This is a genomic window from Sandarakinorhabdus sp. (genome assembly GCF_040398665.1).
Taxonomy (GTDB): Bacteria; Pseudomonadota; Alphaproteobacteria; order Sphingomonadales; family Sphingomonadaceae; genus Sandarakinorhabdus.
In genome coordinates, this window is sequence record NZ_JBBATQ010000009.1 from 60,064 (window position 1) to 84,251 (window position 24,188).

31 protein-coding genes are annotated in these 24,188 nt (G+C 66.6%); 14 read left to right on the forward strand and 17 right to left on the reverse strand.

The genetic code is table 11. The annotated features are described in order from the left end of the window. On the reverse strand, positions 1–504 hold the full coding sequence (locus ABWP22_RS11855) for a MerR family transcriptional regulator (protein WP_502951124.1): 504 nt from the start codon (positions 502–504) through the stop codon (positions 1–3). A 227-nt stretch (positions 505–731) separates the two neighbouring features. Between ABWP22_RS11855 and ABWP22_RS11860 the strand changes: the two genes are divergently transcribed. Further along, positions 732–1,397, forward strand: coding sequence for a PEPxxWA-CTERM sorting domain-containing protein (locus ABWP22_RS11860; protein ID WP_353200184.1), 666 nt, complete (start codon positions 732–734; stop codon positions 1,395–1,397). A gap of 17 nt (positions 1,398–1,414) precedes the next feature. Here ABWP22_RS11860 and ABWP22_RS11865 read toward each other — a convergent pair whose 3' ends face one another. The 4 genes from ABWP22_RS11865 to hisI are packed head-to-tail and all read right to left on the reverse strand — an operon-like array spanning position 1,415 to position 4,664. Further along, positions 1,415–2,392, reverse strand: coding sequence for a hypothetical protein (locus tag ABWP22_RS11865; protein ID WP_353200185.1), 978 nt, complete (start codon positions 2,390–2,392; stop codon positions 1,415–1,417). Between the two features lie 51 nt (positions 2,393–2,443). After that, positions 2,444–3,094 (reverse strand): Rossmann-fold NAD(P)-binding domain-containing protein, encoded by a 651-nt coding sequence (locus ABWP22_RS11870; protein ID WP_353200186.1) that lies wholly within the window; start codon positions 3,092–3,094, stop codon positions 2,444–2,446. Continuing rightward, positions 3,079–4,290, reverse strand: coding sequence for a cytochrome P450 (locus ABWP22_RS11875; RefSeq protein WP_353200187.1), 1,212 nt, complete (start codon positions 4,288–4,290; stop codon positions 3,079–3,081). The genes ABWP22_RS11870 and ABWP22_RS11875 overlap by 16 nt, the downstream gene beginning before the upstream one ends. Next, a complete protein-coding gene (gene hisI, locus ABWP22_RS11880; protein ID WP_353200188.1) occupies positions 4,287–4,664 on the reverse strand; it encodes a phosphoribosyl-AMP cyclohydrolase in 378 nt (125 codons plus the stop codon). Before hisI ends, ABWP22_RS11875 begins: the two co-directional genes overlap by 4 nt. A gap of 87 nt (positions 4,665–4,751) precedes the next feature. On the opposite strand from hisI, the gene purF reads away from it, so the two are divergent. Then, positions 4,752–6,218 carry an amidophosphoribosyltransferase gene (gene purF, locus ABWP22_RS11885; RefSeq protein ID WP_353200189.1) on the forward strand — a complete coding sequence of 489 codons (1,467 nt, stop codon included), beginning with the start codon at positions 4,752–4,754 and terminating at the stop codon, positions 6,216–6,218. A gap of 167 nt (positions 6,219–6,385) precedes the next feature. Next, the gene (locus tag ABWP22_RS11890; RefSeq protein ID WP_353200190.1) at positions 6,386–7,057 is read left to right on the forward strand and encodes an SDR family NAD(P)-dependent oxidoreductase; all 672 of its coding nucleotides are present in this window, start codon (positions 6,386–6,388) and stop codon (positions 7,055–7,057) included. Between the two features lie 131 nt (positions 7,058–7,188). Here ABWP22_RS11890 and def read toward each other — a convergent pair whose 3' ends face one another. Further along, positions 7,189–7,746 (reverse strand): peptide deformylase, encoded by a 558-nt coding sequence (gene def, locus ABWP22_RS11895; protein WP_353200191.1) that lies wholly within the window; start codon positions 7,744–7,746, stop codon positions 7,189–7,191. Between the two features lie 106 nt (positions 7,747–7,852). On the opposite strand from def, the gene ABWP22_RS11900 reads away from it, so the two are divergent. Next, a complete protein-coding gene (locus ABWP22_RS11900; protein ID WP_353200192.1) occupies positions 7,853–8,626 on the forward strand; it encodes a glucose 1-dehydrogenase in 774 nt (257 codons plus the stop codon). Positions 8,627–8,641: 15 nt separating this feature from the next. Here the strand turns inward: ABWP22_RS11900 and ABWP22_RS11905 are convergent, their stop codons facing one another. Further along, a complete protein-coding gene (locus ABWP22_RS11905) occupies positions 8,642–9,160 on the reverse strand; it encodes a DUF2306 domain-containing protein (RefSeq protein WP_353200193.1) in 519 nt (172 codons plus the stop codon). 104 nt (positions 9,161–9,264) lie between these two features. Here ABWP22_RS11905 and rlmN point away from each other — a divergent pair, with 104 nt between their 5' ends. Beyond that, positions 9,265–10,596, forward strand: a complete 1,332-nt coding sequence (rlmN, locus tag ABWP22_RS11910; protein ID WP_353200194.1) for a 23S rRNA (adenine(2503)-C(2))-methyltransferase RlmN — start codon at positions 9,265–9,267, stop codon at positions 10,594–10,596. A 113-nt stretch (positions 10,597–10,709) separates the two neighbouring features. Here the strand turns inward: rlmN and ABWP22_RS11915 are convergent, their stop codons facing one another. The 3 genes from ABWP22_RS11915 to hrcA all read right to left on the reverse strand — a co-directional run bounded on the left by ABWP22_RS11915 (position 10,710) and on the right by hrcA (position 12,743). After that, positions 10,710–11,063, reverse strand: a complete 354-nt coding sequence (locus ABWP22_RS11915) for an endonuclease domain-containing protein (RefSeq protein WP_353200195.1) — start codon at positions 11,061–11,063, stop codon at positions 10,710–10,712. Between the two features lie 109 nt (positions 11,064–11,172). Continuing rightward, positions 11,173–11,706: a nucleotide exchange factor GrpE gene (locus ABWP22_RS11920; protein WP_353200196.1), complete on the reverse strand. Its 534-nt coding sequence runs from the start codon at positions 11,704–11,706 to the stop codon at positions 11,173–11,175. Continuing rightward, entirely contained in the window at positions 11,703–12,743 is a 1,041-nt protein-coding gene (gene hrcA / locus ABWP22_RS11925; protein WP_353200197.1) for a heat-inducible transcriptional repressor HrcA, read from the reverse strand. The genes ABWP22_RS11920 and hrcA overlap by 4 nt, the downstream gene beginning before the upstream one ends. Before the next feature lie 130 nt (positions 12,744–12,873). Between hrcA and rph the strand changes: the two genes are divergently transcribed. The 3 genes from rph to hemW all read left to right on the forward strand — a co-directional run bounded on the left by rph (position 12,874) and on the right by hemW (position 15,432). Next, positions 12,874–13,590, forward strand: a complete 717-nt coding sequence (gene rph / locus ABWP22_RS11930) for a ribonuclease PH (RefSeq protein WP_353200198.1) — start codon at positions 12,874–12,876, stop codon at positions 13,588–13,590. Then, a complete protein-coding gene (gene rdgB, locus ABWP22_RS11935; RefSeq protein WP_353200199.1) occupies positions 13,587–14,186 on the forward strand; it encodes an RdgB/HAM1 family non-canonical purine NTP pyrophosphatase in 600 nt (199 codons plus the stop codon). Before rph ends, rdgB begins: the two co-directional genes overlap by 4 nt. Positions 14,187–14,286: 100 nt before the next feature. Next, positions 14,287–15,432 (forward strand): radical SAM family heme chaperone HemW, encoded by a 1,146-nt coding sequence (gene hemW / locus ABWP22_RS11940; protein WP_353200200.1) that lies wholly within the window; start codon positions 14,287–14,289, stop codon positions 15,430–15,432. Positions 15,433–15,480: 48 nt separating this feature from the next. Here the strand turns inward: hemW and ABWP22_RS11945 are convergent, their stop codons facing one another. Then, a complete protein-coding gene (locus ABWP22_RS11945; protein ID WP_353200201.1) occupies positions 15,481–16,731 on the reverse strand; it encodes a penicillin-binding protein activator in 1,251 nt (416 codons plus the stop codon). A 72-nt stretch (positions 16,732–16,803) separates the two neighbouring features. Between ABWP22_RS11945 and rsmI the strand changes: the two genes are divergently transcribed. The 6 genes from rsmI to ABWP22_RS11975 are packed head-to-tail and all read left to right on the forward strand — an operon-like array spanning position 16,804 to position 20,629. Next, entirely contained in the window at positions 16,804–17,610 is an 807-nt protein-coding gene (gene rsmI / locus ABWP22_RS11950; protein WP_502951123.1) for a 16S rRNA (cytidine(1402)-2'-O)-methyltransferase, read from the forward strand. Next, positions 17,600–17,980 carry a YraN family protein gene (locus ABWP22_RS11955; protein WP_353200203.1) on the forward strand — a complete coding sequence of 127 codons (381 nt, stop codon included), beginning with the start codon at positions 17,600–17,602 and terminating at the stop codon, positions 17,978–17,980. Before rsmI ends, ABWP22_RS11955 begins: the two co-directional genes overlap by 11 nt. A 6-nt stretch (positions 17,981–17,986) precedes the next feature. Next, positions 17,987–18,784, forward strand: coding sequence for a transglutaminase family protein (locus tag ABWP22_RS11960; RefSeq protein WP_353200204.1), 798 nt, complete (start codon positions 17,987–17,989; stop codon positions 18,782–18,784). Between the two features lie 12 nt (positions 18,785–18,796). Then, on the forward strand, positions 18,797–19,759 hold the full coding sequence (gene gshB, locus ABWP22_RS11965) for a glutathione synthase (RefSeq protein ID WP_353200205.1): 963 nt from the start codon (positions 18,797–18,799) through the stop codon (positions 19,757–19,759). Between the two features lie 13 nt (positions 19,760–19,772). Further along, positions 19,773–19,985, forward strand: coding sequence for a DUF2188 domain-containing protein (locus ABWP22_RS11970; RefSeq protein ID WP_353200206.1), 213 nt, complete (start codon positions 19,773–19,775; stop codon positions 19,983–19,985). 11 nt (positions 19,986–19,996) lie between these two features. Beyond that, positions 19,997–20,629 (forward strand): hypothetical protein, encoded by a 633-nt coding sequence (locus ABWP22_RS11975; RefSeq protein ID WP_353200207.1) that lies wholly within the window; start codon positions 19,997–19,999, stop codon positions 20,627–20,629. A gap of 6 nt (positions 20,630–20,635) precedes the next feature. Here the strand turns inward: ABWP22_RS11975 and ABWP22_RS11980 are convergent, their stop codons facing one another. From ABWP22_RS11980 to ABWP22_RS12005, 6 genes are read right to left on the reverse strand one after another with little or no spacing between them, the layout of a single operon-like run. Continuing rightward, positions 20,636–21,016 (reverse strand): hypothetical protein, encoded by a 381-nt coding sequence (locus ABWP22_RS11980; RefSeq protein ID WP_353200208.1) that lies wholly within the window; start codon positions 21,014–21,016, stop codon positions 20,636–20,638. A 44-nt stretch (positions 21,017–21,060) separates the two neighbouring features. After that, complete coding sequence (gene gloB, locus ABWP22_RS11985) at positions 21,061–21,783, reverse strand: hydroxyacylglutathione hydrolase (RefSeq protein WP_353200209.1); 723 nt, start codon at positions 21,781–21,783, stop codon at positions 21,061–21,063. Between the two features lies 1 nt (position 21,784). Then, entirely contained in the window at positions 21,785–22,201 is a 417-nt protein-coding gene (locus tag ABWP22_RS11990; RefSeq protein ID WP_353200210.1) for a VOC family protein, read from the reverse strand. Further along, complete coding sequence (locus ABWP22_RS11995; RefSeq protein ID WP_353200211.1) at positions 22,198–22,632, reverse strand: acyl-CoA thioesterase; 435 nt, start codon at positions 22,630–22,632, stop codon at positions 22,198–22,200. The genes ABWP22_RS11990 and ABWP22_RS11995 overlap by 4 nt, the downstream gene beginning before the upstream one ends. Next, positions 22,632–23,444, reverse strand: a complete 813-nt coding sequence (locus ABWP22_RS12000) for a tetratricopeptide repeat protein (RefSeq protein WP_353200212.1) — start codon at positions 23,442–23,444, stop codon at positions 22,632–22,634. Before ABWP22_RS12000 ends, ABWP22_RS11995 begins: the two co-directional genes overlap by 1 nt. Before the next feature lie 8 nt (positions 23,445–23,452). Then, complete coding sequence (locus ABWP22_RS12005) at positions 23,453–24,187, reverse strand: alpha/beta fold hydrolase (RefSeq protein ID WP_353200213.1); 735 nt, start codon at positions 24,185–24,187, stop codon at positions 23,453–23,455. Position 24,188: the final 1 nt, after the last annotated feature.

A 24,188-nucleotide genomic window follows, 5' to 3' on the forward strand; every position in this document is an offset into this window, starting at 1 on the left:
TCAGCGTCCTTTCGTGGCCGTGCGCAACGGTTCGGCATCGCTGCCCTGTTGCGTGCGCAGCGACCCTTCAACGATCGCACAGAAATTCTGCAGTTCGGTGATGGTGGCGTCGATATCGGCGCGCTGTTCGGCGAGCAGCGCGATACGCGCCCGGCATTTTTCCAGCGTCACGCGCTTCTGGGTCTGGCGGTGATCGCCGACGTCATAAAGATCGATCATCTCGCGGATTTCGGCGAGGCTGAAACCGACATTCTTGGCGCGCAGGATCCACGCCAGCCGGGCGCGGTCCCGCCTGGAATAGATGCGGTTCTGGCCCTGCCGCTCCGGCGTGATCAGGCCCTGATCTTCATAGAATCGGATGGCGCGCGGGGTGACATTGAAGGCCAGCGCCAGTTCGGTGATGGAAAATTGCTGAACATCGCCGGCCACCGGCGGCGCCGGCGCGGTGGCGAAGGCGTGAAGCAGCTCGGCGGCAAGCAGATCAACCACGGGGGGCTGGGCCATATCGTTCATGGCCGATCCGGGTAGGTGACGTTTACGTAAAGGTCAAGCAAAGCCCGGCGTCAGCGCAAGGCAAGCCGGCAGAGCGCAGCAGGGAAGCGGGCGCGGCAGCAAATACTGAACTGGTTCAGATTGCAGCCGAATCGGATCACATGGCGGTGGCGTCAGGGTTGATTGCTGCGCTAGGTTTCTGATTGGCGGCAATGCCGTCATGTTCGGGGGCGCAAGTGATGCAACAGGTGCAGCGAGCGGGACTGGCTTTTGTGATCGGCGCATTGCTGTCGGCACCGGCAGCGGCGGCGACAAGCTTCTACACGAACGAGGCCGCCTTTCTGGCTGCCGGCGGCGCCACGCTCAGCTTCGAAGGCTTCAACGCCCCGCGCGCCGGGGCCGCCCTGCAAAATTATGCCGGCTTCACGCTGGGCGAACTGGCTGGCAGCAGCAACAGCATCCAATCCTCGCGCAGCAACAATGTCTTGCCGGCCGGCCTGGTCGAAGGCGCCGGCTATGTCTTTTATGACGATAATGGCAACAGCCGGGCGGTGTTCAGCTTTGACGGCACGATCAATGCGTTCGGCATCTTTGTAACGTCCAATTTCGATGGCGTGCCGGGTGCGCAAGGCGACATGGAAATCACCGGCGGTTTTGGCAGCGACACGCTGGGCCTGACCATCAACCAGCCACGTTTCTGGGGCGTGATCGCCGACGCACCCTTTTCCACCATCACCTTCACCATGCCGCTGGAACCGCTGGTGGCGTTTGATGCATTGCGCCACGGCACCATCGTGCCGCCATCACCCCCGGCGGCGGTGCCGGAACCCCAAAGCTGGGCGCTGTTGCTGCTGGGCTTTGCGCTGGTCGGCTTCGCCCGCCGGCGGCGACGCGCTGCAGCCTGAATCACCGGCCCGCCTCATCAACGGTCCTGCGCGACATGGCAGGCCAGTTCCCAATGCCCTGATCGCTTGTCGATGCCCAGATGGGTACAGCCATACTGCTCCATCTGGGTTCGCGACAGCGACATGACATAGGCGACGCGCCGGTTCACCAGCGTCCGGCCCCGCACCGTCATCTCCGCCGGGTCCGGCGCTGCTTCCTCGATTGGCCGTTGCCCTGGCGCAAGAAACTGGGTGCGGTCCCGTGGCCCACCCACCCGCACCGCCACCTCGTCAAGGCGCAGCCGGCCCAGCAACAGCGGCGTGTCCAGCACAAGCCGGCGCACAGGGCGGCGCACGCCGAGCACGATGTCTTCCGACCAGGGTTCGCCCTCCAGGCGCCCCCCCAGGCGGTTCGCAAGCGCGGCGCCGACCGCCGCGGATACCAGCGGCAAGCTGCGCCTGACGCCGGGATCGACGGTGACCAGAAAGCCAAAGTCTTTGCCATTGACCAGGCCATGCGCGGTGGTGTCGATTTCGCCGACCAGTCGCAGGCGCAGCGCCGGGGCGGCATTGCCGGGCGCAAACCGCAGGGTCAGCCGCGGTTCAGCGATGGCCATCGGTCCAATGCTGCCATCGAGCGGCAGGGGCGATGCACCGGGAAACCAATAGATCTGCTGTTCCTGCCAACGGCCGGCCACGCGCACCCAGGCGCCGCCATGGCGCCCCTTGAGCACCCTGAGACCGCCCACTTCCAGATTGGCCGTTCCGTCTTCGCGCTGCGGTCGCAGACCCACCCGCCGGACCACCGGATCATTGAGCGTGACATGATCAACCGTGCCGCTGGCAAGACGCAGTGTCACCGGTCGCCCGGCGATGGTGGCATGAATGGGCCGGTCAACCTCCAGTTCCAGTGGCGGCTTTGCGGCATGGGCCGGCACCAGGACCAGCAAGGGGACCAGCAAGGGCACCAGCAAGGGCACCAGCAAGGGGATCGGCAACAGCCTCGAAAAGCGCATCGGGCACCATGGTCGGTTGGGCTTTTGATATCAGCATGCAAACGAACGATATCAAGCCCGGCCAAAGCCCTGCAAACCAAGGAACTTCGCGGCCACTGCGGCAATTGCGCGATTGCCGTGGCGAAACACGCCGGGCTGGCTGTGTTTCGTCAGCGCAAGCATGGCACCGGCCACGGTCTCGGCCGGGATGCTGCCGAGGTGGCGCGGCAGCGCAAGGTCCATCGCTGGCGCCGCCCATTGCAGGAAGCGCTCCACGGGCCGCCGCTCATTGCGCGGGCCGATGATCAGGCCGGGCTGGAGAATGTCCAGCCGGGCGAAGCGCATCTGTTCGAGCGCGGCCTCCACTTCGCCCTTGGTGCGCGGATAGAGCAGGCTGGCGCTGGCATTGGAACCAACGCTGCTCACCAGAATGAAACGCGTGACCCCGGCGGCCTGCGCAGCGCGGGCGAAGGCCAGCACGGCATGCATGTCGACCGCGCGGAACGCCGCGTCGCTGCCGGCCTTGGCACGGGTGGTGCCCAGCGCGCAGATCGCCACATCGGCCGGCGGCAAGGGCGGCAGATCATCGAAATCCGCGACCACGCCCGGATGGCCGGGGATGGGGCGGCGGCTGACGGGGATGACGTCGCGCGCCAGACCCAGCACCAGTCCGCCAACCAGCCCGGTGGCGCCGGCGACAAGAATGGTCAGGGCCGCACCCACAATTGCTGCACGCCATTGAACGCTGCCGAAATGTTGCGCTCGATGGGCGCGCCGGTCAGCGCCAGACCGGGGAAGCGGGCGAACAATCTGGTCAGCGCGATATCGGCCTCGGCGCGGGCCAAGGGCGCGCCGAGGCAGAAATGCACACCGCCGCCGAAGGCAAAATGTGTCTTGTCCGCCCGGTCGATATCGAAGCGCAGCGGATCTTCGTGCAGCGCCGGGTCCTGGCTGGCGGCCATCAGGAAGGTGGTCAGCGCTTCGCCGGCGCGCACCGGGCAGCCGCCGATCTCGCGCGGCGCCAGCGGAATGCGCAGGCTCTGCATCACCGGCGGGTCGAGCCGCAGCGTCTCCTCGATGGCATCGGCCATGCGCGCCGGATTGGCCCGCACCACGGCCAGTTGATCGGGCGCGCGCAGCAGGGCCAGCGTCGCGTTACCGATCAGATCGGTGGTGGTCAGATTGCCCGCCAGCAGCAGCAGATTGCACATGGTGACAATCTCCTGTGTGGACAGCGTGTCGCCGCCTTCCTCCACAGTGATCATCGCGCTGATCAGATCGCCGCGCGGGGCGGCGCGGCGTGTCGCGATGGCGCGCTCGAAATAGGCGCTCAGTTCATCGGCATTGGCCTTCAGCGCCGCCAGGAATTCCGGCGTGCGGATCGGCGAGAAGACATTGGCCAGCCCCTTCGACCAACGCCGGAAATCGCCGACATCCGCCGCATCCACGCCCAGCATGGTGGCGATGACGATGATCGGCAGCGGCGAGGCATAGGATTCGATCAGATCGAATTCCGGCGCGTCGGCCACCGCGTCGAGCAATTCGTCGGCAACGTCGGCCACGCGCGGCTTGATGGCATCGATGGCGCGGGCATTGAAGGCGTGCGTCACCAGCCGGCGCAGGCGGCCATGATCGGGATCATCGAGCACCAGCATCGATCGCGGCGCTTCACGGTCCTGCAAGCTGGTCAGCCGCTGCACGATGGTGTCCGGCGCGGCGTTGCTCTGGTCGACCGACAGGCTGCGATCCTTGAGCACCGCAGCCACATCGGCGGCGCGGGTGAGCAGCACCCGGCCCAACATCTTGTCTTCGTGCACCGGATCGGCGGCACGCAGCGCAGCAAAGCGTTCGCTGGGGCGATTGCGGAACGTCTCGTCGAACACCGTCATCTGCAGGCCGGTGGGAATGTCCTCGGTCATGACGCCTTCTCCGCTGTGACGGGTTCCAGGCCGGCGCTGCCCAGCCGGCGATAGAAACAGCTCTGGCGGCCGGTATGGCACGCCGGGCCGGCCGGTTCCACCATCAGCAGCAGACAATCCTGATCACAATCGACGCGGATTTCCACCACGCGCTGGAGGGCGCCACTGGTCGCCCCCTTGTGCCACAGCTCGCGGCGCGACCGGCTCCAGTAATGCGCCTCCCCGGTGGCGATGGTGGCCGCCAGGGCATCGGCGTTCATGTGAGCGACCATCAGCACCGCGCCCGACGCCGTATCGACCGCAACGGCGGTGATCAGGCCATCGGCGCCCCACCGGGGCGTAAACGCCGAACTTTCGTCCAAGGTTGCATTCATGTGACAATTTCCGTCGCAAAAGGGCAGACAACGGTCCCGCCCGGCCCTATATGGCGCGGGACACGCACGTTGACAAAGGCCGACCCCATGGACCCGATTTTGACAACCGACCCGTGGGAACAGGATCATCTCCACGAAGAATGCGGCGTCATCGGCGTCTATGGCGCGGAAGGGGCAGCGGCGCTTGCCGCGCTTGGTCTGCATGCGCTCCAGCATCGCGGCCAGGAAGCCGCCGGCATCACCACCTTCGATGGCAAGGAATTCCACACCCACCGCGCCATGGGGCATGTCGCCGGCAATTTCGACAAGGATTCGGTGATCAATGCGCTGAAGGGCGAGATCGCCATCGGCCACAACCGTTATTCCACCAGCGGCGAGACCGCGCTGCGCAATGTGCAGCCGCTGTTTGCCGAACTGGCCAGCGGCGGCTTTGCGGTGGCGCACAACGGCAATATCTCCAACGCGACGACCCTGCGCCGCGAACTGGTGCGGCGCGGCAGCATCTTTCAATCGACGAGCGACACCGAGGTGATCATCCACCTGGTCGCCACTTCGGCCTATCGCACGCTGCTCGATCGCTTCATCGATGCGCTCAAGCGGGTCGAAGGCGCCTACAGCCTGCTGTGCCTGACCGCCGAAGGCATGCTGGCCTGCCGCGATCCGCTCGGCATCCGGCCGCTGGTGCTCGGCCGGCTGGGCGATTCGTACATCCTCGCCTCCGAAACCGTGGCGCTCGATATGGTGGGGGCGACGTTCCTGCGCGCCGTGGAGCCGGGCGAGTTGATCATCATCTCGGCACGGGGTCTGCGATCGATCCGGCCGTTTGCGCCGCTGCGCCCGCGGCCGTGCATTTTCGAACATGTCTATTTCAGCCGGCCCGATTCGATGGTCGATGGATCGTCGGTCTATCAAGTGCGCAAGCGCATCGGCGCCGAGCTGGCCCGCGAGAATCCGGTGGACGCCGATATCGTGGTGCCGGTGCCCGACAGCGGCACACCGTCTGCCATCGGCTATGCCCAGGAAAGCGGCATCCCGTTCGAACTGGGCATCATCCGCAGCCATTATATCGGCCGCACCTTCATCCAGCCGGGCGACCAGATCCGCAACCTTGGCGTGAAGCTGAAGCACAATGCCAACCGCGCCATGATCACCGGCAAGCGCGTCGTGCTGATCGACGACAGCATCGTGCGCGGCACAACATCCGTGAAGATCGTGCAGATGCTGCGCGAAGCCGGCGCCGAAGAAGTGCATATGCGCATCGCCAGCCCGCCGACCCGTCACAGCTGCTATTACGGTGTGGACACGCCGGAACGGTCCAAGCTGCTGGCGGCGCAGATGGACGTGGAACGCATGCGCGACTTCATCAAGGTGGACAGCCTGTCGTTCCTGTCGATCGACGGCCTCTACCGCGCCGTCGGCGAAGCCACCCGCGACGACAGCGGGCCGCAATATTGCGACGCCTGCTTCACCGGCGATTACCCGACGCGGTTGACCGATCAGGAAGATGCCGAAGTGCCGGACCAGCTGAGTCTGCTGGCGGAGCGGGTGATTTAGCGCGGCGCGGCGCGTGCTGGCCGTCGGCCCTGAGGCCGGCGGAACAGCTTCGACGGTGCGGCTTCGCCGCGCTCTTTCTTCCTGTCCTCCCTTCCGAAACGGACTCGGCGGCTTTGCCGCCGGCCGCGCCCCTTGCCCCGCCGGGCCCGCGCCCCTAATCACCCGCCATGACCGACACCACCAAACCCCTCGCCCTGATCACCGGCGCCAGCCGCGGCATCGGTGCTGCCACCGCCGAAGCGCTGGCGGCGGCCGGCTGGCATGTGATCATCACCGCCCGCACCGAAAAGGCCCTGGCCGAGGTGGATGATCGCATCCACGCCGCTGGCGGCACCGCCACCATCGCGCCGTTCGATCTGGCCGATTTCGACGCCATCGATCGGTTGGGGGCCGCCATCGGCGCGCGCTGGGGGACGCTGGATGCGTTGATCCTGAATGCCGGGCTGCTTGGCACGCTGGCGCCGGTGCCGCATCTCGATCTGAAGGAATGGGACAAGCTGGTGGCGATCAATCTGACCGCCAACATGCGCCTGATCCGCGCCACCGATCCCTGGCTGCGCCAGTCGCGTGCCGCCAGCCTGGTGGCGATCACCTCGTCGGTGGCGAGCGCCCCGCGCGCCTATTGGGGCGGCTATGCCGCGACCAAGGCGGCGCTGGAAAATCTGGTGCACACCTATGGCGCCGAAGTGCGCAACATCAGCGCCATCCGCACCCACATCATCGACCCCGGCGCCACCCGCACCAAGATGCGCGCCGCGGCCTATCCGGGCGAAGACCCGGCGCGGCTGAAGCCGCCCGAGGATGCAGCAAAGCTGATCGTGGACGCGGTGACCGCATAACCCTCTCCCCTTGCGGGAGCGGGCGAGAGACGCCGAAGGCGGCCCGGGGTGAGGGGTGGTCGCGGGTGATCAAACGTGCACCCACTCACCCCGCTCGGCTGCGCCGAATCTCCCGCGAGGGGAGAGGGGTTTTACGCCGCCCGGCCCGTCCGCCGCATCTTCTCCAGCTTCTTCAGCAGCATGTCGCGCTTCAGCCGGGAGAGGTGATCGATGAACAGCACGCCGTTCAGATGGTCCATCTCGTGCTGCAGGCAGGTGGCGAGCAGGCCGTCCAGTTCCTCGTCATGGCCGGCACCCTGTTCGTCGAGCCAGGTCACGCGGATGCGGGCCGGGCGGGTGACATCGGCGTACATTTCCGGCACCGACAGGCAGCCTTCCTGATAGACGCTGTGCTCGTCCGACGCCCAGGTGATTTCCGGGTTGATGAACACGCGCGGCTGTTTCACCCGCACGATGGTTTCGGGATCGGCGTCGTCCGGCGTCTCATCGGCTTCGGGTTGCAGATCGATCACCAGGATGCGTTCCGCCACGCCAACCTGGATGGCGGCCAGGCCGATGCCGGGCGCGTCATACATGGTTTCGAACATGTCGGCGATCAGCGTGCGGTGGGCACCGGTGACGGCGGCAACCGGGGTGCTGATCTGTTTCAGCCGTGCGTCCGGCGTTTCGATGATGGGGAGGATGGCCATCGCCGGGAGGTATGGTGCGCACAAGCCAGCGTCAAGAGTATCAGCTTGCCCTGACGCGCGCGGCGGGGCAGCGTGCAGGCAAATTCAGCTATTGGGAGACACGACGATGAACCGCATGGCAGGCAAGGTAGCCTTGATCACGGGCGCAGCACAGGGTCTGGGCGAAGCGATGGCGCGGCGCATGGCCGAGGAAGGCGCGCGGCTGATCCTGACCGACATCAACGAAGCCGGCGTCGCCGCGGTGGCAGCCAGCATCGGCGAAGCTGCGGTCGCCTGCCGCCATGACGTGACCAGCCCCGAGGATTGGGCAGCGGCCATCGCTTTCGCCGAAGAAAAATGGGGCGGCTTCAACGTGCTGGTCAACAATGCCGGCATCGCGGCGGGATCGACGGTGGAGGCCACCGATTTCGACACCTGGAAACGCGTGCACAGCATCGATCTGGACAGCGTGTTCCTGGGCTGCAAGCTCAGCCTGCCGACCATGGCGCGCACCGTGCGCGAAACCGGCGTGCGCGGCAGCATCATCAACCTCAGCAGCATTGCCGGCGTCATCGCCGCGCACAACAGCGCCGCCTACAACAGCGCCAAGGCCGCCGTTCGCCACCTGACCAAGAGCGTCGCGCTGCACTGCGCCAAGCAGCAGTATCGCATCACCTGCAACAGCATCCATCCGGTGTTCATCGACACGCCGATCCTGGATGGCATCACCAGCCGCATGGGCCGCGAGGAAGGCCTGGCCAAATTGGGCCGGCAGATCCCGCTGGGCGCGGTGGGCGAACCCGATGACATCGCCTGGGCCGCGGTCTATCTGGCCAGCGACGAAGCCAAGATGGTGACCGGCCATGGCCTGTATGTGGATGGCGGCATCAGCGCCATGTAGGCTCTGGCGCGCGGCTCAACCGGCCAGCCATGTCCCCAGCAACCGTCCGAACGGCAGGGTGAAGAAACCGGCGATGAGCAGGCTGCCGATGACCAGCCCGCGCATCGCCGATGCATGGCCAGCCCGGTCATGGCGCCGGGCCCTGATCACCGCCACCGGCACCATCACCATCACGAACAGGCTGAGCGCGTGAATGGGGGACCAATCGCCCACAAACACGCCGCCGACCGGATGGCCGCTGCCCATATTGAAGAACAGGGTGATGATGGCATTGCCCCACATCAGCCCGGCCCAGACCCGCCCCAGCCGACGGTGACGCGGGGTGCCCTTGGCCCTCAGCAGCATCGGCACGGTCAGCGCCATCACCGCCATCATGCTGAGCAGATGGATCTGCACCAGCAACGGCAGCGTCATCAGGCCACCGCCGCCGCGCACGACCGCCGCCAGCACCACGGCCAACAACGCCGCCATGGCATAAGCCAGATTGCGGTTGGAGAGGATGCCGCTGGTGTCGTTCGCCGCCCGTGTCGCCATTGCTGCTCCCCCGCCTGCCGTGCGACAGTCGCCGTGCGGCCGGGGCCATGCAAGCGGTTTCGCAAGCGGTTTTCGCTGGCCGGCTTTTGGTCTATGGCCCTGCGATGATCAACGCCGCCGAAACCACCCCCGACGATAGCCTACAGCCCGCTGCGGTGATGCCGATCCCCGGCCCGTCCGATCCCATGGTGCTGCCGCGCAAGGCGGGCACGCGCGCCGATGGCAAGCGCGTGCTGATCGGCCTGTCGAAAGCCGAACTGCGCAGCGCGCTGGCCGACATCGGCATTCCAGCCAAGCAGATCAACATGCGCGCCAGCCAGTTGTGGCACTGGCTGTACAATCGCGGCGTCACCGAAATCCAGGCCATGGCCAATATTTCCAAGGACATGCGGACGATCCTCGATCAGCATTTCGTCGTCGGCCGCCCCGAGGTGGTGACCGCGCAAGTGTCGAACGACGGCACGCGCAAATGGCTGCTGCGCTTTGACGATGGCGAAGAAGCCGAATGCGTGTTCATTCCCGATGCCTGGCGCGGCACGTTGTGCGTGTCGTCACAGGTCGGCTGCACGCTCAACTGCCGGTTCTGCCACACCGGCACGATGAAGCTGGTGCGCAACCTGACCGCGGCGGAAATCGTCGGCCAGGTCATGCTGGCGCGCGATGCGCTGGGGGAATGGCCCAATGGCGCCGCCAGCCTGCCCGCCCTGCCCGACACGGATGATGACGACGATGATCGCCCCTACATCCCCGGCGCGCACAACCCCGGCAACAATTACACGCCGGAAGGGCGCATGCTCACCAACATCGTGATGATGGGCATGGGCGAGCCGCTGTATAATTTCGACAATGTGCGCAATGCGCTGCAGATCGTGATGGATGGCGATGGCCTGGGCCTGTCCAAACGCCGCATCACGCTTTCGACCAGTGGCGTCGTGCCGATGATGGCGCGCGCCGGCCATGAAATCGGCGTCAATCTGGCGGTGTCGCTGCACGCGGTCACCAAGGAAATCCGCGACGAGATCGTGCCGATCAACAAGAAATTCGGCATCGACGAATTGTTGCAGGCCTGTGCCGATTATCCCGGTGCCAACAATGCGCGGCGCATCACGTTCGAATATGTGATGCTGGATGGCAAGAACGACAGCGACGAGGATGCGCGCGAACTGGTGCGGCTGATCCGCCGCTATCGCCTGCCGGCCAAGGTGAATTTGATCCCGTTCAACCCGTGGCCGGGCAGCGCCTATCTCTGCTCCCCACCCGAACGCATCCGCGCCTTTTCCGACATCATCTTCAACGCCGGCATCTCCGCCCCGGTGCGCACCCCGCGCGGCCGGGACATCATGGCCGCCTGCGGCCAGTTGAAATCGGCGAGCGAAAAGATCAGCCGGGCGGAGCTCGACCGGCGCGCGGCGGAGAAGGAACTGGGCTGGGTCTAGGCTGCGCTGCCCACCCCCAGCCCCTCCCGCAAGCGGGAGGGGCGCGTTTCGCGCCGGGTACAATCGACTCCCCTCCCGCTTGCGGGAGGGGCTGGGGGTGGGAACGGCATGAACTACCCTTCGATTGCTGCCACGATCTGGCGCACCACGCCGTCCACGTCTTCATCAAGCGCCCAATTCGGTATTCGCAGCACGCGATAGCCACGCGCCAAAAGATCAGCATCCCGTCGCGCATCCCGCGCCACATCATGCCAACCACCGTCCAGTTCCACGATCAAGCGATGGCGCCGGCAAACGAAATCGGCAATCCAGGGCCCGATACTGATCTGGCGGCTGAATTTGTGGCCGCAGGCGCTGCCTCGCAGGCGGCTCCAGAGCGTGGCTTCATGGCGGGTGCCGTTGGTGCGCAATTCGCGAGCGCGCGCCAGCTGGCGGGGGTTTATGGTGCGGGGGACTTGGCCGGCCATCGCGGGATGATGCCCACCCCCAGCCCCTCCCGCAAGCGGGAGGGGAGCAGATTGCGCATGGACCAAACGGCTCCCCTCCCGCTTGCGGGAGGGGCTGGGGGTGGGGTTCTCAATCCGGCGCGCGCGCCACGCTGACCATCGCCGGGCGCAACAGTCGGTCGCGGATCGTCCAGCCGCTGGCCAGTTCGGCCACCACACTGCCCGCCGGCAGATCGCTGGGCACCTCGATCATCGCCTGATGGCGGTTGGGATCGAGCGGCTGCCCGGCCATGATATCGATGCGGGTGATGTTCTGGCGGCCGAAGATGGCGATCAGTTCGCGCTCGGTGGCTTCGATGCCGGCGCGCACCCCATCAAAGCCCTCGGCGGGCAGCGAGGCAACGGCGCGGCGCAGATTTTCGGCCACCGCCAGCATGTCGCGGGCAAAATTGGTGACGGCATATTGCGTGGCTTCGGCCTTGTCGCGCTCCAGCCGGCGGCGGGTGTTTTCCACATCGGCCAGCGCGCGCAGCACGCGATCCTTCAGATCGGCAATTTCCTGATCCTTGGCCAGCAAGGCTTCGGCCAGATCCAGCTCCGCGCTGGTTTCGGGGGCCGTTTCGGGCGCTTCGGGGATATCCTGGGTGTCGGTCACGTCGTTCATGATACCAATCTGCTCAAGGTTCGGGCGGTGTAATCCACCATGGGGATGACACGGGCATAGTTCAACCGCGTCGGCCCGATAACCCCCACAACACCGATCACCCGGCCATCGTTGCCACGATAGGGTGCCGCAATCACGCTGGAGCCGGACAGCGAGAATAATCGCGATTCCGCGCCGATGAAGATGCGGGTGGCGTCCGCCCCGCGCGCCATGTCCAGCAGGCGGATCAGTTCGGCCTTGTCCTCGAGATCGTCGAGCAATTGGCGCACCTTGTCGAGATCCATCTCGCCTTCGATCAATTGCGCCTGGCCGCGCACGATCAGCACCGGGCGCGCCGTGGCGTCGGCCGACCACACCGCCAGCCCGGCCGCCACCGCCGCCTGGGTGAGGACATCCAGCGCCGCACGATGCCCGGCGATTTCCTGTTCCAGCCGCACCATCGCCTCGGCCAGCGTCAATCCGGCCAGCCGCGTGCTGATATAGTTGGCGGCGGCTTCCAATGTGGCCGGCAACATGCCGATCGGCAGATCGAGCAGGCGATTTTCCACGCTGCCATCGGCACCGACCAGCACCACCAGCGCCCGCAGCGGCGACAGCGGCACGAAACTCAATTGCCGGATGATCATTTCGCGCGACGGCACCAGCACCAGCCCGGCGCACTGCGACAGGCCGGACAGCGCCGCGGTGGTGCGGGTGAGCGCTTCCTCCATCGCCACGCCGGGTGCCAGCCCGGCCTCCAGCGCGGCGCGTTCATCCTCCGACACTTCGGCGGCCTGCATCATGCCATCGACAAACATCCTGAGGCCGAGTTCGGTCGGCAAGCGCCCGGCCGATGTGTGCGGTGCGGCCAGCAGGCCCAGTTCCTCCAGATCCTGCATGACATTGCGGATGGAGGCCGGCGACAGGCCCAACCCGCCGCCCTTGGCCAGCGTGCGACTGCCCACCGGCGCACCGGACAGCAGATAGGCATCGACAATCTGCCGGAAGATGGCGCGCGCCCGATCGTTGAGTTCGGCCAGCGACGGGGTCTGCTGCATGGGCAGAGTGTATGGCGGCAGACGGGTGGGCGCAATGGGTGGCATTGGGGGGGGCGGCATTGGGGGGCCCTTCCCTTCCGGGTCGCCAGGCAATAAGGCCACGGCTGTTCAATCTTGAAAGGCTTGCCTCATGCGCCCATCCGGCCGCGCCCCCGACCAGATGCGGTCGATCGAAATGATCCCCGGTTTTTCGGCCCATGCCGAAGGATCGTGCCTCGTCAAATTCGGCAACACCCATGTGCTGGTCACCGCCAGCGTCGAAGAACGCCTGCCACCCTGGCTGCGCGGGCAAGGCAAGGGCTGGGTGACGGCCGAATATGGCATGCTGCCACGCGCCACCCACACCCGCGGCAGCCGCGAGGCGGCCAAGGGCAAGCAATCAGGCCGCACCCAGGAAATCCAGCGGCTCATCGGCCGCTCCTTGCGCGCCGTCACCGATCTGGTGGCTTTGGGCGAGCGGCAGATCACGCTGGATTGCGACGTGATCCAGGCCGATGGCGGCACCCGCACGGCGGCGATTTCCGGGGCCTGGGTGGCGCTGCGGCTGGCCATCGATCACATCCATGCAAAAACGCCGCTGGCCGCCGATCCGCTGCCCGCACAAGTCGCGGCGATCAGCTGCGGGGTGTACAATGGCCATCCGGTGCTCGATCTGGACTATATCGAGGATTCGAACGCCGGCACCGACGCCAATTTCGTGCTGACCAACCAGGGCGGCATCGTCGAGGTGCAAGGCACGGCCGAAGGCGAGCCGTTCGATGAAGAAACCCTGCTGCGCCTGCTGCGCCTCGCCCGCATCGGCTGCAACCAGGTGTTTGCCGCGCAACTGGTTGCGGTGGGCCGATGAGGCCGCTCCAGCCGGGCCGGCTTGTGCTGGCCACGCACAATCCGGGCAAGGTAATCGAGCTGGCCGAATTGCTTGGCCCGCATGGGCTGGATGTGGTGTCGGCCGGCGAACTGGGTCTGCCGGAGCCGGAGGAAACCGAAGACAGTTTCATCGGCAATGCCCGATTGAAGGCGCTGGCCGCCGCCACGGCGAGCGGCCTGCCGGCAATTGCCGATGATTCCGGCCTGTGTGTCGAAGCCTTGGGCGGTGCGCCCGGCATCTATTCGGCGCGCTGGGCGGGCGAAGCCAAGGATTTCGGCGCCGCCATGGCGCGGGTGAACGATGAACTGGGCGATGCCCCGCGCACCGCGCACTTCATCTGCGCGCTGTGCGTCGCCTGGCCGGATGGCCACACCGAGGTGGTGGAAGGCCGCGTGGATGGCACATTGGTGTGGCCGCCGCGTGGGGGGAATGGCTTCGGCTATGACCCGATGTTCCTGATGGAGGCACGCGACCAGACCTATGGCGAGATGGCGCGGGCCGACAAGGAAGCCGACAATCACCGGGCGCGGGCGTTCGGGCTGTTGGTGGGGCTGTTGCCGGCGGTGGGCGCTTGACACTTTTCCACCCCCAGCCCCTCCCGCAAGCGGGCGGGGAGCAGATTGTGCAAGGGCTGAACGGCGCCCCTCCCGCTTGCGGGAGGGGCTGGGGGTGAGCGTGACAAGCGCCGACCCCCTCGCCCTTTACGTCCACTGGCCGTTCTGCGTCACCAAATGCCCCTATTGCGATTTCAACAGCCACGTCCGCGCGTCGGTCGATCAGGCGCAGTGGCAGGCGGCACTGCTCGCTGATCTGGCGTTCGAAGCCGCGCGCCTGCCGGGGCGCAAGCTGGCCAGCATCTTCTTTGGCGGCGGCACCCCCAGCCTGATGCCGCCCGCCACCGTCGCCACGATCATCGAAGCTGCCTGCCAGCATTGGGCACCGGATGGTGACATCGAGATCACGCTGGAAGCCAATCCCTCCAGCGTCGAAGCCGCGCGCTTTGCCGGCTTTGCCAGCGCCGGGGTCAACCGGCTGTCGCTGGGCGTGCAGGCGCTGGATGATGATGCGCTGAAACTGCTCGGCCGCCCGCATGATGTGGCCGCAGCGCTGGCGGCGCTGGATGTGGCGCAGGCGACGTTCGGCCGCGTCAGCTTCGATCTCATCTATGACCGGCCCGGCATGACCCGCGAAGGCTGGCAGGCAGAGCTTGCTCGCGCCATCGGCTTCGGCACCAGCCATTTGTCGCTTTATCAACTGACCATCGAGCCCGGCACGCGCTTTGCCGCCCTGCATGCGCGGGGGGCATTGGTGATGCCCGATGAGGACACCAGCGCCGATCTGTTCGCCATCACGCAGGACGTGACGGCGGCGGCGGGCATGCCGGCCTATGAAATCTCCAACCACGCGCGGCCCGGCCAGGAAAGCCGGCACAATCTCGTCTATTGGCGTTATGGCGATTATGCCGGCATCGGGCCGGGTGCGCACGGGCGCCGCCATGGCGTGGCGACGCTGCGCCGCAAGAAGCCGGAGGCCTGGCTGGCCGGCATCGCCGAACATGGCCACGGCATGGAAAGCGAAACGCCGCTGACGATCCCCGAACGCACGACCGAAGCGCTGGTGATGGGCCTGCGCCTCGCCGAAGGGCTGAACGCCGCCCGGTTCGCAGCGCGCGCCGGCGTGACGCTGGCCGAGGCGATTCGGCCCGACGCTGCGGCGCGGCTGGCGGCGCAGGGCCTGATCACCGCCGACACACAGGGGCTGCGCCTGACCGCCGCCGGCTGGCCGCTGGCCAACGCCGTGCTGGCGGAGATTGCGCGGTAGGAAGTGCTTGAACGCCCTCCCCGCAAGGGGGAGGGAGCGGGTTTGGTCCTAGAAACTCGTCGGGGCCGGTGAAACCACGCCGCTGCCGATCTGGTCCACTTCCAGCGCGCGTTCGGCGACCCGGCCGGGGGTGAAGCGGAACGCGCCATCGATGCCGGCAAAGCCATCCGGCGCCAGCAGCGCCGCGCGCGGGAACGGCTGGTTCAGCGGCCAGCGCGCCGCCAGACTATGCGCCAGCAGCACCGCATCATAGCCCAGGGACGCCAGCCGCGACGGGTTGCCGCCATGTTTGGTGCGATAACGCATCGCGAGACTGTTGAAGCGCGCATCGGCAACGGTGGCATAGAGCGCGCCCTTCAGCGCCGGCACGCGGGCAAGACCGGGCTCGTTGTTCCACAGCTCCGTGCCCAATATCACCACCTGGCCGGGCGCAGCGCCAAAGCGCGCCAGCGGCGGCAGGAAGCGCAGCGCGGCATTGCCCGAATCGGCGATCATCAAGGCCTGGAACGGCACCGGTGCCAGCGCGCCGGCCACGCGCGCCACCGTGCCATCGGGGCGGATCACCGGCTTGCCGCTGGCGCGCAGACGGGCATCATGGTTGGTGACCTGGCGCGCGGCGGCCAGCAGCTTGTCCGGCTCGCGGCCATAGCTGACCACCGCCGTCGAGCGACCACCGGCATCGTTGACCGCCTTCACGAACGCCAGTTGCGCACGCTGGCCATAGGCGCCCTGCGGCACCAGCGCCGCGAAGCGTTCGATGCCACGGCTGCGCACATAGGCAATGACGCGGTTGATGGCCTGGCCCGGTTGAAAACCCAGCACGAACACATCGCCGCCGGCCACCCCGGCGTCGTTGGAAAACGACAGGATCGGCACCGGCCGCCCGGCCACCGCTGCGCTCACCGCCGGCACATCGCTGGCCAGCAGCGGCCCCAGGATCAGGCCGGCGCCATCGGCCACCGCCTTGGCAGCGGCCTCGCCGGCGCCGGGCGCGCTGTCATAGGTGATCAGTTGCACCTGCGGCTTGCCCAGATCGGTCATCGCCATGGCGGCGGCATTGGCGATCGATTCGCCCAGCGCCGCGTTGGCACCCGACAGCGGCACCAGCAGCGCCACCTTGTTGAGCCGCGCTTCGGGCAGCGGCGCCGGCCGGGGGGCGGCCACCGGCGGCGGCGGCGGCGGCGCGACCGGGACGGGCGCCTTGCGCGCCGGGGTGCAGGCGGCCACCACCACGGCAAGTGCCAGCACGGCAGGCCGCAGGACTTGCCAGTTGCGGCCAAGACCGCTCTTGATAGCCATGTGCACGAACTTCCTTCTTCCGAACCGGACTCCCCAGAGGAGCCAGCCAGCCTCGCGCCCGGCCTATACATTGTGGCCACCCCCATCGGCAATCTGGGAGACATGACCCTGCGCGGCGTGCGGGTGCTGAACGGCGCCAGCCTGATCGCCTGTGAAGATACACGGGTGACGGGCCGGTTGTTGAACCATTTCGGCATCGCCACGCGCATGCAGCCCTATCATGATCACAATGCCGCCGCGGTGCGCCCGGCCCTGATCGCGCGGGCGCTGGTGGAACCGGTGGCGCTGGTGTCCGATGCCGGCACGCCGCTGATTTCCGATCCGGGCTACAAGCTGGTTGCCGATGCCCGCGACGCCGGGGTGAATGTGGTGGCGGTGCCAGGCGCCTGCGCGGCGATCGCCGCACTGTCGATCGCCGGCCTGCCCACCGATCGTTTCCTGTTTGCCGGCTTTCTGCCCGCCAAGACCAAGGCGAAGCACGATGCGATTGCCGAACTGGCGGCGGTGCCGGCGACCCTGGTGTTTTACGAATCGGGGCCGCGCCTGGCCGCGACACTGGCCGCGCTGCACGATGGACTGGGGGATCGGCCGGCCGGCGTGGGGCGTGAACTCACCAAGCGGTTCGAGGAGATGGTGACCGGGCCCTTGTCGGAACTCGCCGCGCGCTGGGCCGATGCGCCGCCGAAGGGCGAGATCGTCGTGCTGGTCGGGCCACCCTTGCCCGTAGCGGCAGCCACGGCGGCTGATCTCGATTCCGCGCTGCACACCGCGCTGGCGACGATGAAAGTGAAGGATGCGGCGCGCAGCGTGGCCGAAGCGCTGGGCGTGTCCAGATCCGACGCCTATGCCCGGGCGCTGGTGATCAAGCATGGCGAATAAGCAGCGGCAACGCCGGGAGCGCCGCCAAAGTGAACGCTGGGGGCGCACTGCCGAACGAATCGCCGCGATCTGGCTGATCGCCAAGGGCTATCGCCTGATCGGCCAGCGCCTGAAAACCCCGGTGGGGGAGATTGATCTGCTGATGCGCCACAAGGACACATTGGTGTTCGTGGAAGTGAAGGCACGGCCCGCTCTCGACTCCGGCGTGATGGCGCTGCATCCTGCCGCAGCGCGCCGCTGCCAGTCCGCCGCTCGCTGGCTGGCGCCGCGCCATGGCTGGCCGGGCGCGGTGATCAGGCACGACGCAGTGGTAATCCGGCCTTGGGCGTTGCCGGTGCATCTGGTGGCAATCTGGCAGGATGGATGGTGATGCAGCGTGATTGAACTGGGCAGAATCGGCCTGATGGATGATGGCGATATCGATCTGATCGAGGCCGGCATCGCATTGAGCCTGGCAGATCGGCCGCGTGGCGATGCCGCGCGCCTGCGCCGCCTGATGCAGAATTGGGCGATCAGCTTGCAACGCGATCTGGCGCCGACCACGGGTCAGGCCCGCGCGCTGCGGCTTGCCGGGCTGATTGCCGGCGATGGCGGCTTCACCGGCGATGCCCAGGATTATGAAAACCCCTTGAATGCCGATCTGGTGGCAGTGGCGGCGCGGGGCTGTGGCCTGCCGATTGCGCTGTCGATCCTGTATGTCGCGCTGGCCCGCCGGGTCGGCTGGCGGGCCGAGGCGTTGTCGCTGCCTGGCCATGTGCTGGTGGAAGTGCATGGCGGCGGCACCCCGGCGCTGATCGATCCGTTCGAACATGGCACCAGTGTGACGCAGGCGCGCGCCGCCGACATTGCCCGCCAGGGCGGCGGCCTGCCGATCGGCGGGCGCTTTCCGGTGCTGGGCAACCGCCAGATGCTGGTGCGGCTGGTTTCGAATCAGGCCAGCCGGGCGCAACTGGCCGGTGATGTGACGCGGGCGCTGACGCTGTATGAACGGCTGACCATATTGGCACCGCGGATCAGTGCCCTGTGGTGGGAACGATCCCGGCTGGAACAACGGCTGGGCCGCCTGGCCGACGCGCGCGCCAGCCTGACCGCGATGCTGGAAACCACCCACGATCCCGCACTTGGGGCACGCATCCGCACCACGCTGGCGGCGCTGGCCCGTTCAGACAATTGAAGGCTTGATCCCATGACCCTGCGCATCGCGGTCCAGATGGACCGGATCGAAACCATCAATGTCGCCGGCGATTCGAGCTTCGCCCTGATGGAAGAGGCGCAGGCACGCGGCCACACGCTGTTCCACTATCTCGCCGATGATCTGTCGGCGGAAAACGGCCGGGTGCGCGCGCTGGCGCGGCCACTGCGGGTGATGAACCAGATCGGCAACCATTTCGAATGGCTGGGGGAGGCGCGAAACATCGATCTGGCCGATGATGCAGACGTGGTGCTGATGCGGCAGGATCCACCGTTCGACATGGGCTATATCACCGCCACCCACCTGCTCGAACAGGTGCAGCACGCGACCCTGGTGGTGAATGATCCGGCCGAAGTGCGCAACGCGCCGGAAAAATTGTTCGTGCTGCGCTTTCCCGATCTGATGCCGCCGACGCTGGTGACCAAGAGCCTGGCCGAAGCCATGGATTTCCGCGCCCGCCACGGCGCCATTGTCGTCAAGCCGCTCTATGGCAATGCCGGCGCGGCGGTGTTCCTGATCGACAAGACAGATGGCAATCTGCCGGCGCTGGTGGAATTGTTCGGCAGCGTCTGGCGCGAACCCTTCATGGTGCAGGCATTCCTGCCCGACGTGGCACTGGGCGACAAGCGCATCGTGCTGGTGGATGGCGTGCCGACCGGCGCCATCAACCGCTTGCCCAAGCAAGGCGAAATCCGGTCGAACCTCGCCGCCGGTGGCAGCGCCCAGCCCACCGACCTGACCCCGCGCGAACAGGAAATCTGCGCGCGCATCGGGCCCGAACTCAAAAGCCGCGGGCTGATCTTTGTCGGCATCGACGTGATCGCCGGTTGCCTGACCGAAATCAACGTCACCTCCCCCACCGGCCTGCGCGCCATCGATCGCTTCAACGGCACCAACACGCCCGCGCGCATCTGGGATGCCATCGATGCGCGCATTGCAGGGCGGGGGGTGAAATGATATTTGCTTGCGCATGAGCAATGCCGCACAACATGTCTCGCCTGTCGAAGCAGGCTGGCGTGTGCGCCGCGCCGGCGCCGAGCGTGCCAGCAAAGTGTATCCGACCCAGGAAGCCGCCATGGCAGCCCTGAAGCGGCGCGTAAAAGCCGGGGGCATGGTCATCTACTTGCACGGGCATGATGGCCTCATCCGGCAACGGATCGAGCTTTCGCCAGACACCCCGTAACGGAGCCGATCTTGCCGGATTTCGATCGGTCAGTTTTCCTCAATTGCCCGTTCGATGATGAATTCATGCCGATGTTGAGGGCGATGGCCTTTGCCGTGGTGGCATTGGGTTTTCATCCTCGCATTGCGCCAGAAAATGCCGACAATGGCTCAGCGAGGCTGGATCGCATACATACCATCATTGGTGGATCCCGATTGGCCATCCACGATCTCAGCCGCAGTCGCATCCAACCCGGCCAACAATTCGCCCGCCAAAACATGCCGTTTGAACTGGGCCTTGATCATGGCTGCAAAATCTTTGGCGATGAACGATTGCGCAGCAAGGTCATTCTCATCCTCGAAGCGCAGCGCGGCGATGCGGTGCTGTCCCTTTCCGACATTGCCGGGTTGGATATTCGAACCCATCACGGCGACCGGCTGAGTGCAGTTAGCCATGTGCGCAGTTGGCTGCGTGGTGTTGCCCGTGCACCCGATATCGGGCCGACCAGAATCCTCAATCTGTTCGAGGATTTCAACGGTTGGTATTGGGAACGGGCAAAACGCAACGGTGCCAGCGAAGCCGACATCCTCGCTTACCCCACCGAGGAGATGATCAGCGCGATGCTGGAATGGCGTGACCTTGGCGAACCGCTGACAGCGAACTGACCTCGGCTATTTCACCTTCGCTGTCTTGCCCGGCGGGCCGTCGACCTGTTCCCAGCCGCCCATGCCGCAACCGCCGAAGCTGATGCCGCCAAGCATGAAATCCACCACCTGCACGATATCACCGCGGCACTGGCTGCCGATCGGGCTGACGTGCACCAGCGCGCGGCCGGGGGCGAGGCCGGGGCATTCCATGTTGTTGCGATACCATTTGCCGTCACGGGTGCGAGCGTACCAGTGCTGGTCCTTCGCGGCTTCGGCTTGCGAAATGCTGCGCGTCTGCAAGCACTCCAGCGGCTTGGCCGGCGGTTTGGGTGCATCTTGCGCCAGGGCTGGCGCGGCAAGGGCGGTCGCACACAGGGCCGCCACCAAAAGGATTTCTCTGACCATCAGGCCATAATGTGCGCCAACAGCTTTCTGCAAAGTGAACAGCCTCAGCCGCGGAAGCTGTCCTTCGCGGCGCGACGACGGGCAAGTTCGGCGACGCTGCCGGCGCGCACGAACGGATTGGTCGCCGCCTCCATCGCCAGGCTGAACGGCACGGTGGGTTCCCCGCGTTCGCGCAGGCGATCCACGGCTTGCGCCCGGTTGACCAGCGCCATGTTGTCGGGCTCCACGGTCAGCGCAAACCGCGCGTTGGATTGGGTATATTCGTGGGCGCAATAGACCAGGGTGCGCGGCGGCAGCGCCATGAACTTGGCGAGCGCGGCGTGCATCTGTTCGGCAGTGCCTTCGAACAAGCGCCCGCAGCCCATGGCAAACAATGTGTCGCCGGCGAACAGCGCGCCTTCGAAGGCGAAGGCGATATGGCCGGCAGTGTGCGCCGGGCAATCGATCACCTTGCCCGTATGGGCGCCGATCTGCACCTCGTCCCCTTCGGCAACCGCACGCCCGATCAGCGGAATCTTCGCGACTTCTCCGCGCGGGCCGGTCACCCTGGCGCCCGTTGCCGCCACGATCACGGCATTGCCGCCGACATGATCGGGGTGCCAGTGCGTGTTGAGGATCTGCGTGATCGTCCAGCCGCGCGCCTGCGCCGCAGCCAGCACCGGTTCGGCCACCGCCGGATCGATCACCGCCGTCTCGCCGCTCGCCGCATCATGGGCCAGCCAGACATAATTGTCGGAGAGGACCGGCACGCCGATGATGTCGAGCATCTCACCAGCTCCCGACATTGGGCATCGATGCCCAAGGCTCTGCCGGCGGCAGCGCCGGGCCAGCCTGCAGCAGTTCCACCGAAATGCCATCGGGGCTGCGCACGAACGCCATGCGGCCATCGCGCGGCGGCCGGTTGATCACCACGCCGCCATCGCGCAGGCGCTGGCAGCTGGCGTAGATATCGTCCACCGCATAGGCGACATGGCCGAAGTTGCGCCCGCCTGCATATCCGGCCTCGTCCCAATTGTGGGTCAACTCGATCTGCGCATCTTCATCGCCCGGCGCCGCGAGGAAGATCAGGCTGAAGCGGCCGGCCTCGTTGTCGATGCGGCGCAGTTCCTGCAGGCCGAGCAGTTCGAAAAAGCCCAGCGTCGCCGCGACATCCGACACGCGGATCATGGTGTGGAGATATTTCATTTCAGCGCGCGTCCTTCATAGGCTTCGAACAGGGCAACCACGGCATCGGGCACCGGAGACGGCCGGCCGCGCGGTTCGTTGACATGCACCTGCACCTCGGTGCCGCTGGCGCGCAGATCCTCGCCGGCCTCACCATGCACTTCAAAGGCGAAGGTCAGCGAGGTGCGGCCGATTTTTTCGCAGCGCACGCCGATCACCATCATCTCATCGAGCAGCACCGGGGCATGATAGACCACCTCGGCCTTCACCACATGCAGATCGGGCGCGCCTTGCAGATTGGGCTGCGGATAGAGGCCGACGGTGCGGAAATACTCGGTGATGCCGATATCGAAATATTCGAGATAGCGGCTGTTGAACACCACCGCCTGCGCATCGACCTCGGCATAACGGGCGCGTTGCATCCAGACGAACTTGAAATCTGCTCTTGCCATCAGCGGGGTGTAGCAGGCAGCACAGCATCCGTCAGCGGCTTTTGCGCGGCTTCGGGTGCAAGCAGCTTCTGGGCAGACGGCCCCATGCGGCCCAGCGCAGCACTGGCCGCGGCACCCGCCGGCGTGTCCGGGCCATCGCTGGCGGCCGCTTCCCAGGCCTGCCGCGCCAGCACGGTGTCGCCCTTGGCCAGGGCGATATTGCCGGCTTCCAGCTCGACATCCGGCGAATCCGGCGCCAGCGCCGCGGCCTTGAGCAGCGCCGCTTCGGCCGCCGCCACGTCGCCGCCGCGCCGGGCCAGCGTGGCGCGCAACAACCACGGCGTGAAGCCATCCGGTGCGATATCGGTGGCGCGCGCCAGATCGGCCATCGCCGCCTCCGGCTTGCTGTCATCCACCAGCGCCTGCGCGCGCAGCACCAGCAGATCGGCTTCGGCCCTTGGGGACAGTTCCAGCCCGCCCGGCTTGCCCAGCGCACGCGTCAGGAAGCGCACCGCGGTATCCGCCTGGCCGACGATCAGCGCGGCATCGGCGGCCTGACGCCACAGCGCAATCGCCTGGCCATCGCGCGCCGCCTCGCTGGCCTGGCCGGCCGCCTCATAGCTTTTCAGCGCGGCCTCATGGTGACGGGCGTGCATCTGCGCCACCGCCAGGCAATGCTGTGCCGCGACGCCGCCGCCTTCGATGCGCCAGCCATAGGCCATCTGCAAGGCGCGGGCCGGATCCTTCGGCGCCATTTCCAGGCAGGCGCGGTAACGGGTCGGGTCGGACGGTGCGGCAAGCGCAGGCGCCGCGCACAGAGCCAACAGGAGCACAAACCGCTTCACACCAGTTCCTTGATCATGCCGACCAGCGCGGCGATATCCGCCTCCCGCGACAGGCGATGATCGCCATCCTTGATGAGCCGCACCTGAACATCCTCGCCCGTGATGCGCGCCGCGATATCCAGCGCCAGCCGCCACGGCACCGCATCATCGCACTGGCCGTGCAGCAGCCGCACCGGCGCGGCGATGGGGATCAGCCCGTCCATCAACAGATGATCCGGCGCATCGGCGATCAGCGCGCGCGAATAACGATAGGGCGCGCCATAGTCTGAAGGCCGGGTGAAATAGCCGTTGGTTTCCAGATGTTCCCGATCAAGATCGGTGATCTTCAGGCCCCATCGGGTGAAATCCGGCGCGGCAGCAATGCCGACCAACCCGGCCAACCGTGTCTTCAGCCGCATGCCGGCCAGCAACCCAATCCAGCCGCCCATCGACGATCCGACCAGCAGCACCTGTCCGCTCGGCCAGAGATGATCGATCAATGCCAGCACATCGCCGGTCCAGCGCCCGATGCTGCCATCCAGAAAATCGCCGCTGCTGGCACCGCAGCCGGAATAATCCAGTCGCAGGCAGGCTTGGCCATGGCCACGCGCCCAATCGGCCACCGCAACGGCCTTGCTGCCGGTGAGATCGCTCATAAAGCCGGGCAGGAACAGGATGAGCGGCCCGGCGCCGGGCGTGAAACGATAGGCAAGCGAAGCGCCGCCATGCGGGAATTGCTGCGGAATGGGCATG

What these genes read in the sequence shown, in the direction of transcription:
- ABWP22_RS11855 (WP_502951124.1), bottom strand. Translation starts at nt 504, where the DNA reads ATGGCCCAGCCCCCCGTGGTTGATCTGCTTGCCGCCGAGCTGCTTCAC.
- hisI (WP_353200188.1), bottom strand. Translation starts at nt 4,664, where the DNA reads ATGAATGCAACCTTGGACGAAAGTTCGGCGTTTACGCCCCGGTGGGGC.
- ABWP22_RS11995 (WP_353200211.1), bottom strand. Translation starts at nt 22,632, where the DNA reads ATGGCAAGAGCAGATTTCAAGTTCGTCTGGATGCAACGCGCCCGTTAT.
- ABWP22_RS11865 (WP_353200185.1), bottom strand. Translation starts at nt 2,392, where the DNA reads ATGCGCTTTTCGAGGCTGTTGCCGATCCCCTTGCTGGTGCCCTTGCTG.
- ABWP22_RS12005 (WP_353200213.1), bottom strand. Translation starts at nt 24,187, where the DNA reads ATGCCCATTCCGCAGCAATTCCCGCATGGCGGCGCTTCGCTTGCCTAT.
- purF (WP_353200189.1), top strand. Translation starts at nt 4,752, where the DNA reads ATGGACCCGATTTTGACAACCGACCCGTGGGAACAGGATCATCTCCAC.
- ABWP22_RS11970 (WP_353200206.1), top strand. Translation starts at nt 19,773, where the DNA reads ATGAGCAATGCCGCACAACATGTCTCGCCTGTCGAAGCAGGCTGGCGT.
- ABWP22_RS11920 (WP_353200196.1), bottom strand. Translation starts at nt 11,706, where the DNA reads ATGAACGACGTGACCGACACCCAGGATATCCCCGAAGCGCCCGAAACG.
- ABWP22_RS11900 (WP_353200192.1), top strand. Translation starts at nt 7,853, where the DNA reads ATGAACCGCATGGCAGGCAAGGTAGCCTTGATCACGGGCGCAGCACAG.
- def (WP_353200191.1), bottom strand. Translation starts at nt 7,746, where the DNA reads ATGGCCATCCTCCCCATCATCGAAACGCCGGACGCACGGCTGAAACAG.
- hrcA (WP_353200197.1), bottom strand. Translation starts at nt 12,743, where the DNA reads ATGCAGCAGACCCCGTCGCTGGCCGAACTCAACGATCGGGCGCGCGCC.
- ABWP22_RS11875 (WP_353200187.1), bottom strand. Translation starts at nt 4,290, where the DNA reads ATGACCGAGGACATTCCCACCGGCCTGCAGATGACGGTGTTCGACGAG.
- ABWP22_RS11905 (WP_353200193.1), bottom strand. Translation starts at nt 9,160, where the DNA reads ATGGCGACACGGGCGGCGAACGACACCAGCGGCATCCTCTCCAACCGC.
- ABWP22_RS11945 (WP_353200201.1), bottom strand. Translation starts at nt 16,731, where the DNA reads ATGGCTATCAAGAGCGGTCTTGGCCGCAACTGGCAAGTCCTGCGGCCT.
- rlmN (WP_353200194.1), top strand. Translation starts at nt 9,265, where the DNA reads ATGATCAACGCCGCCGAAACCACCCCCGACGATAGCCTACAGCCCGCT.
- gloB (WP_353200209.1), bottom strand. Translation starts at nt 21,783, where the DNA reads ATGCTCGACATCATCGGCGTGCCGGTCCTCTCCGACAATTATGTCTGG.
- rdgB (WP_353200199.1), top strand. Translation starts at nt 13,587, where the DNA reads ATGAGGCCGCTCCAGCCGGGCCGGCTTGTGCTGGCCACGCACAATCCG.
- rph (WP_353200198.1), top strand. Translation starts at nt 12,874, where the DNA reads ATGCGCCCATCCGGCCGCGCCCCCGACCAGATGCGGTCGATCGAAATG.
- ABWP22_RS11915 (WP_353200195.1), bottom strand. Translation starts at nt 11,063, where the DNA reads ATGGCCGGCCAAGTCCCCCGCACCATAAACCCCCGCCAGCTGGCGCGC.
- ABWP22_RS11955 (WP_353200203.1), top strand. Translation starts at nt 17,600, where the DNA reads ATGGCGAATAAGCAGCGGCAACGCCGGGAGCGCCGCCAAAGTGAACGC.
- ABWP22_RS11990 (WP_353200210.1), bottom strand. Translation starts at nt 22,201, where the DNA reads ATGAAATATCTCCACACCATGATCCGCGTGTCGGATGTCGCGGCGACG.
- ABWP22_RS11890 (WP_353200190.1), top strand. Translation starts at nt 6,386, where the DNA reads ATGACCGACACCACCAAACCCCTCGCCCTGATCACCGGCGCCAGCCGC.
- ABWP22_RS11860 (WP_353200184.1), top strand. Translation starts at nt 732, where the DNA reads ATGCAACAGGTGCAGCGAGCGGGACTGGCTTTTGTGATCGGCGCATTG.
- ABWP22_RS11980 (WP_353200208.1), bottom strand. Translation starts at nt 21,016, where the DNA reads ATGGTCAGAGAAATCCTTTTGGTGGCGGCCCTGTGTGCGACCGCCCTT.
- gshB (WP_353200205.1), top strand. Translation starts at nt 18,797, where the DNA reads ATGACCCTGCGCATCGCGGTCCAGATGGACCGGATCGAAACCATCAAT.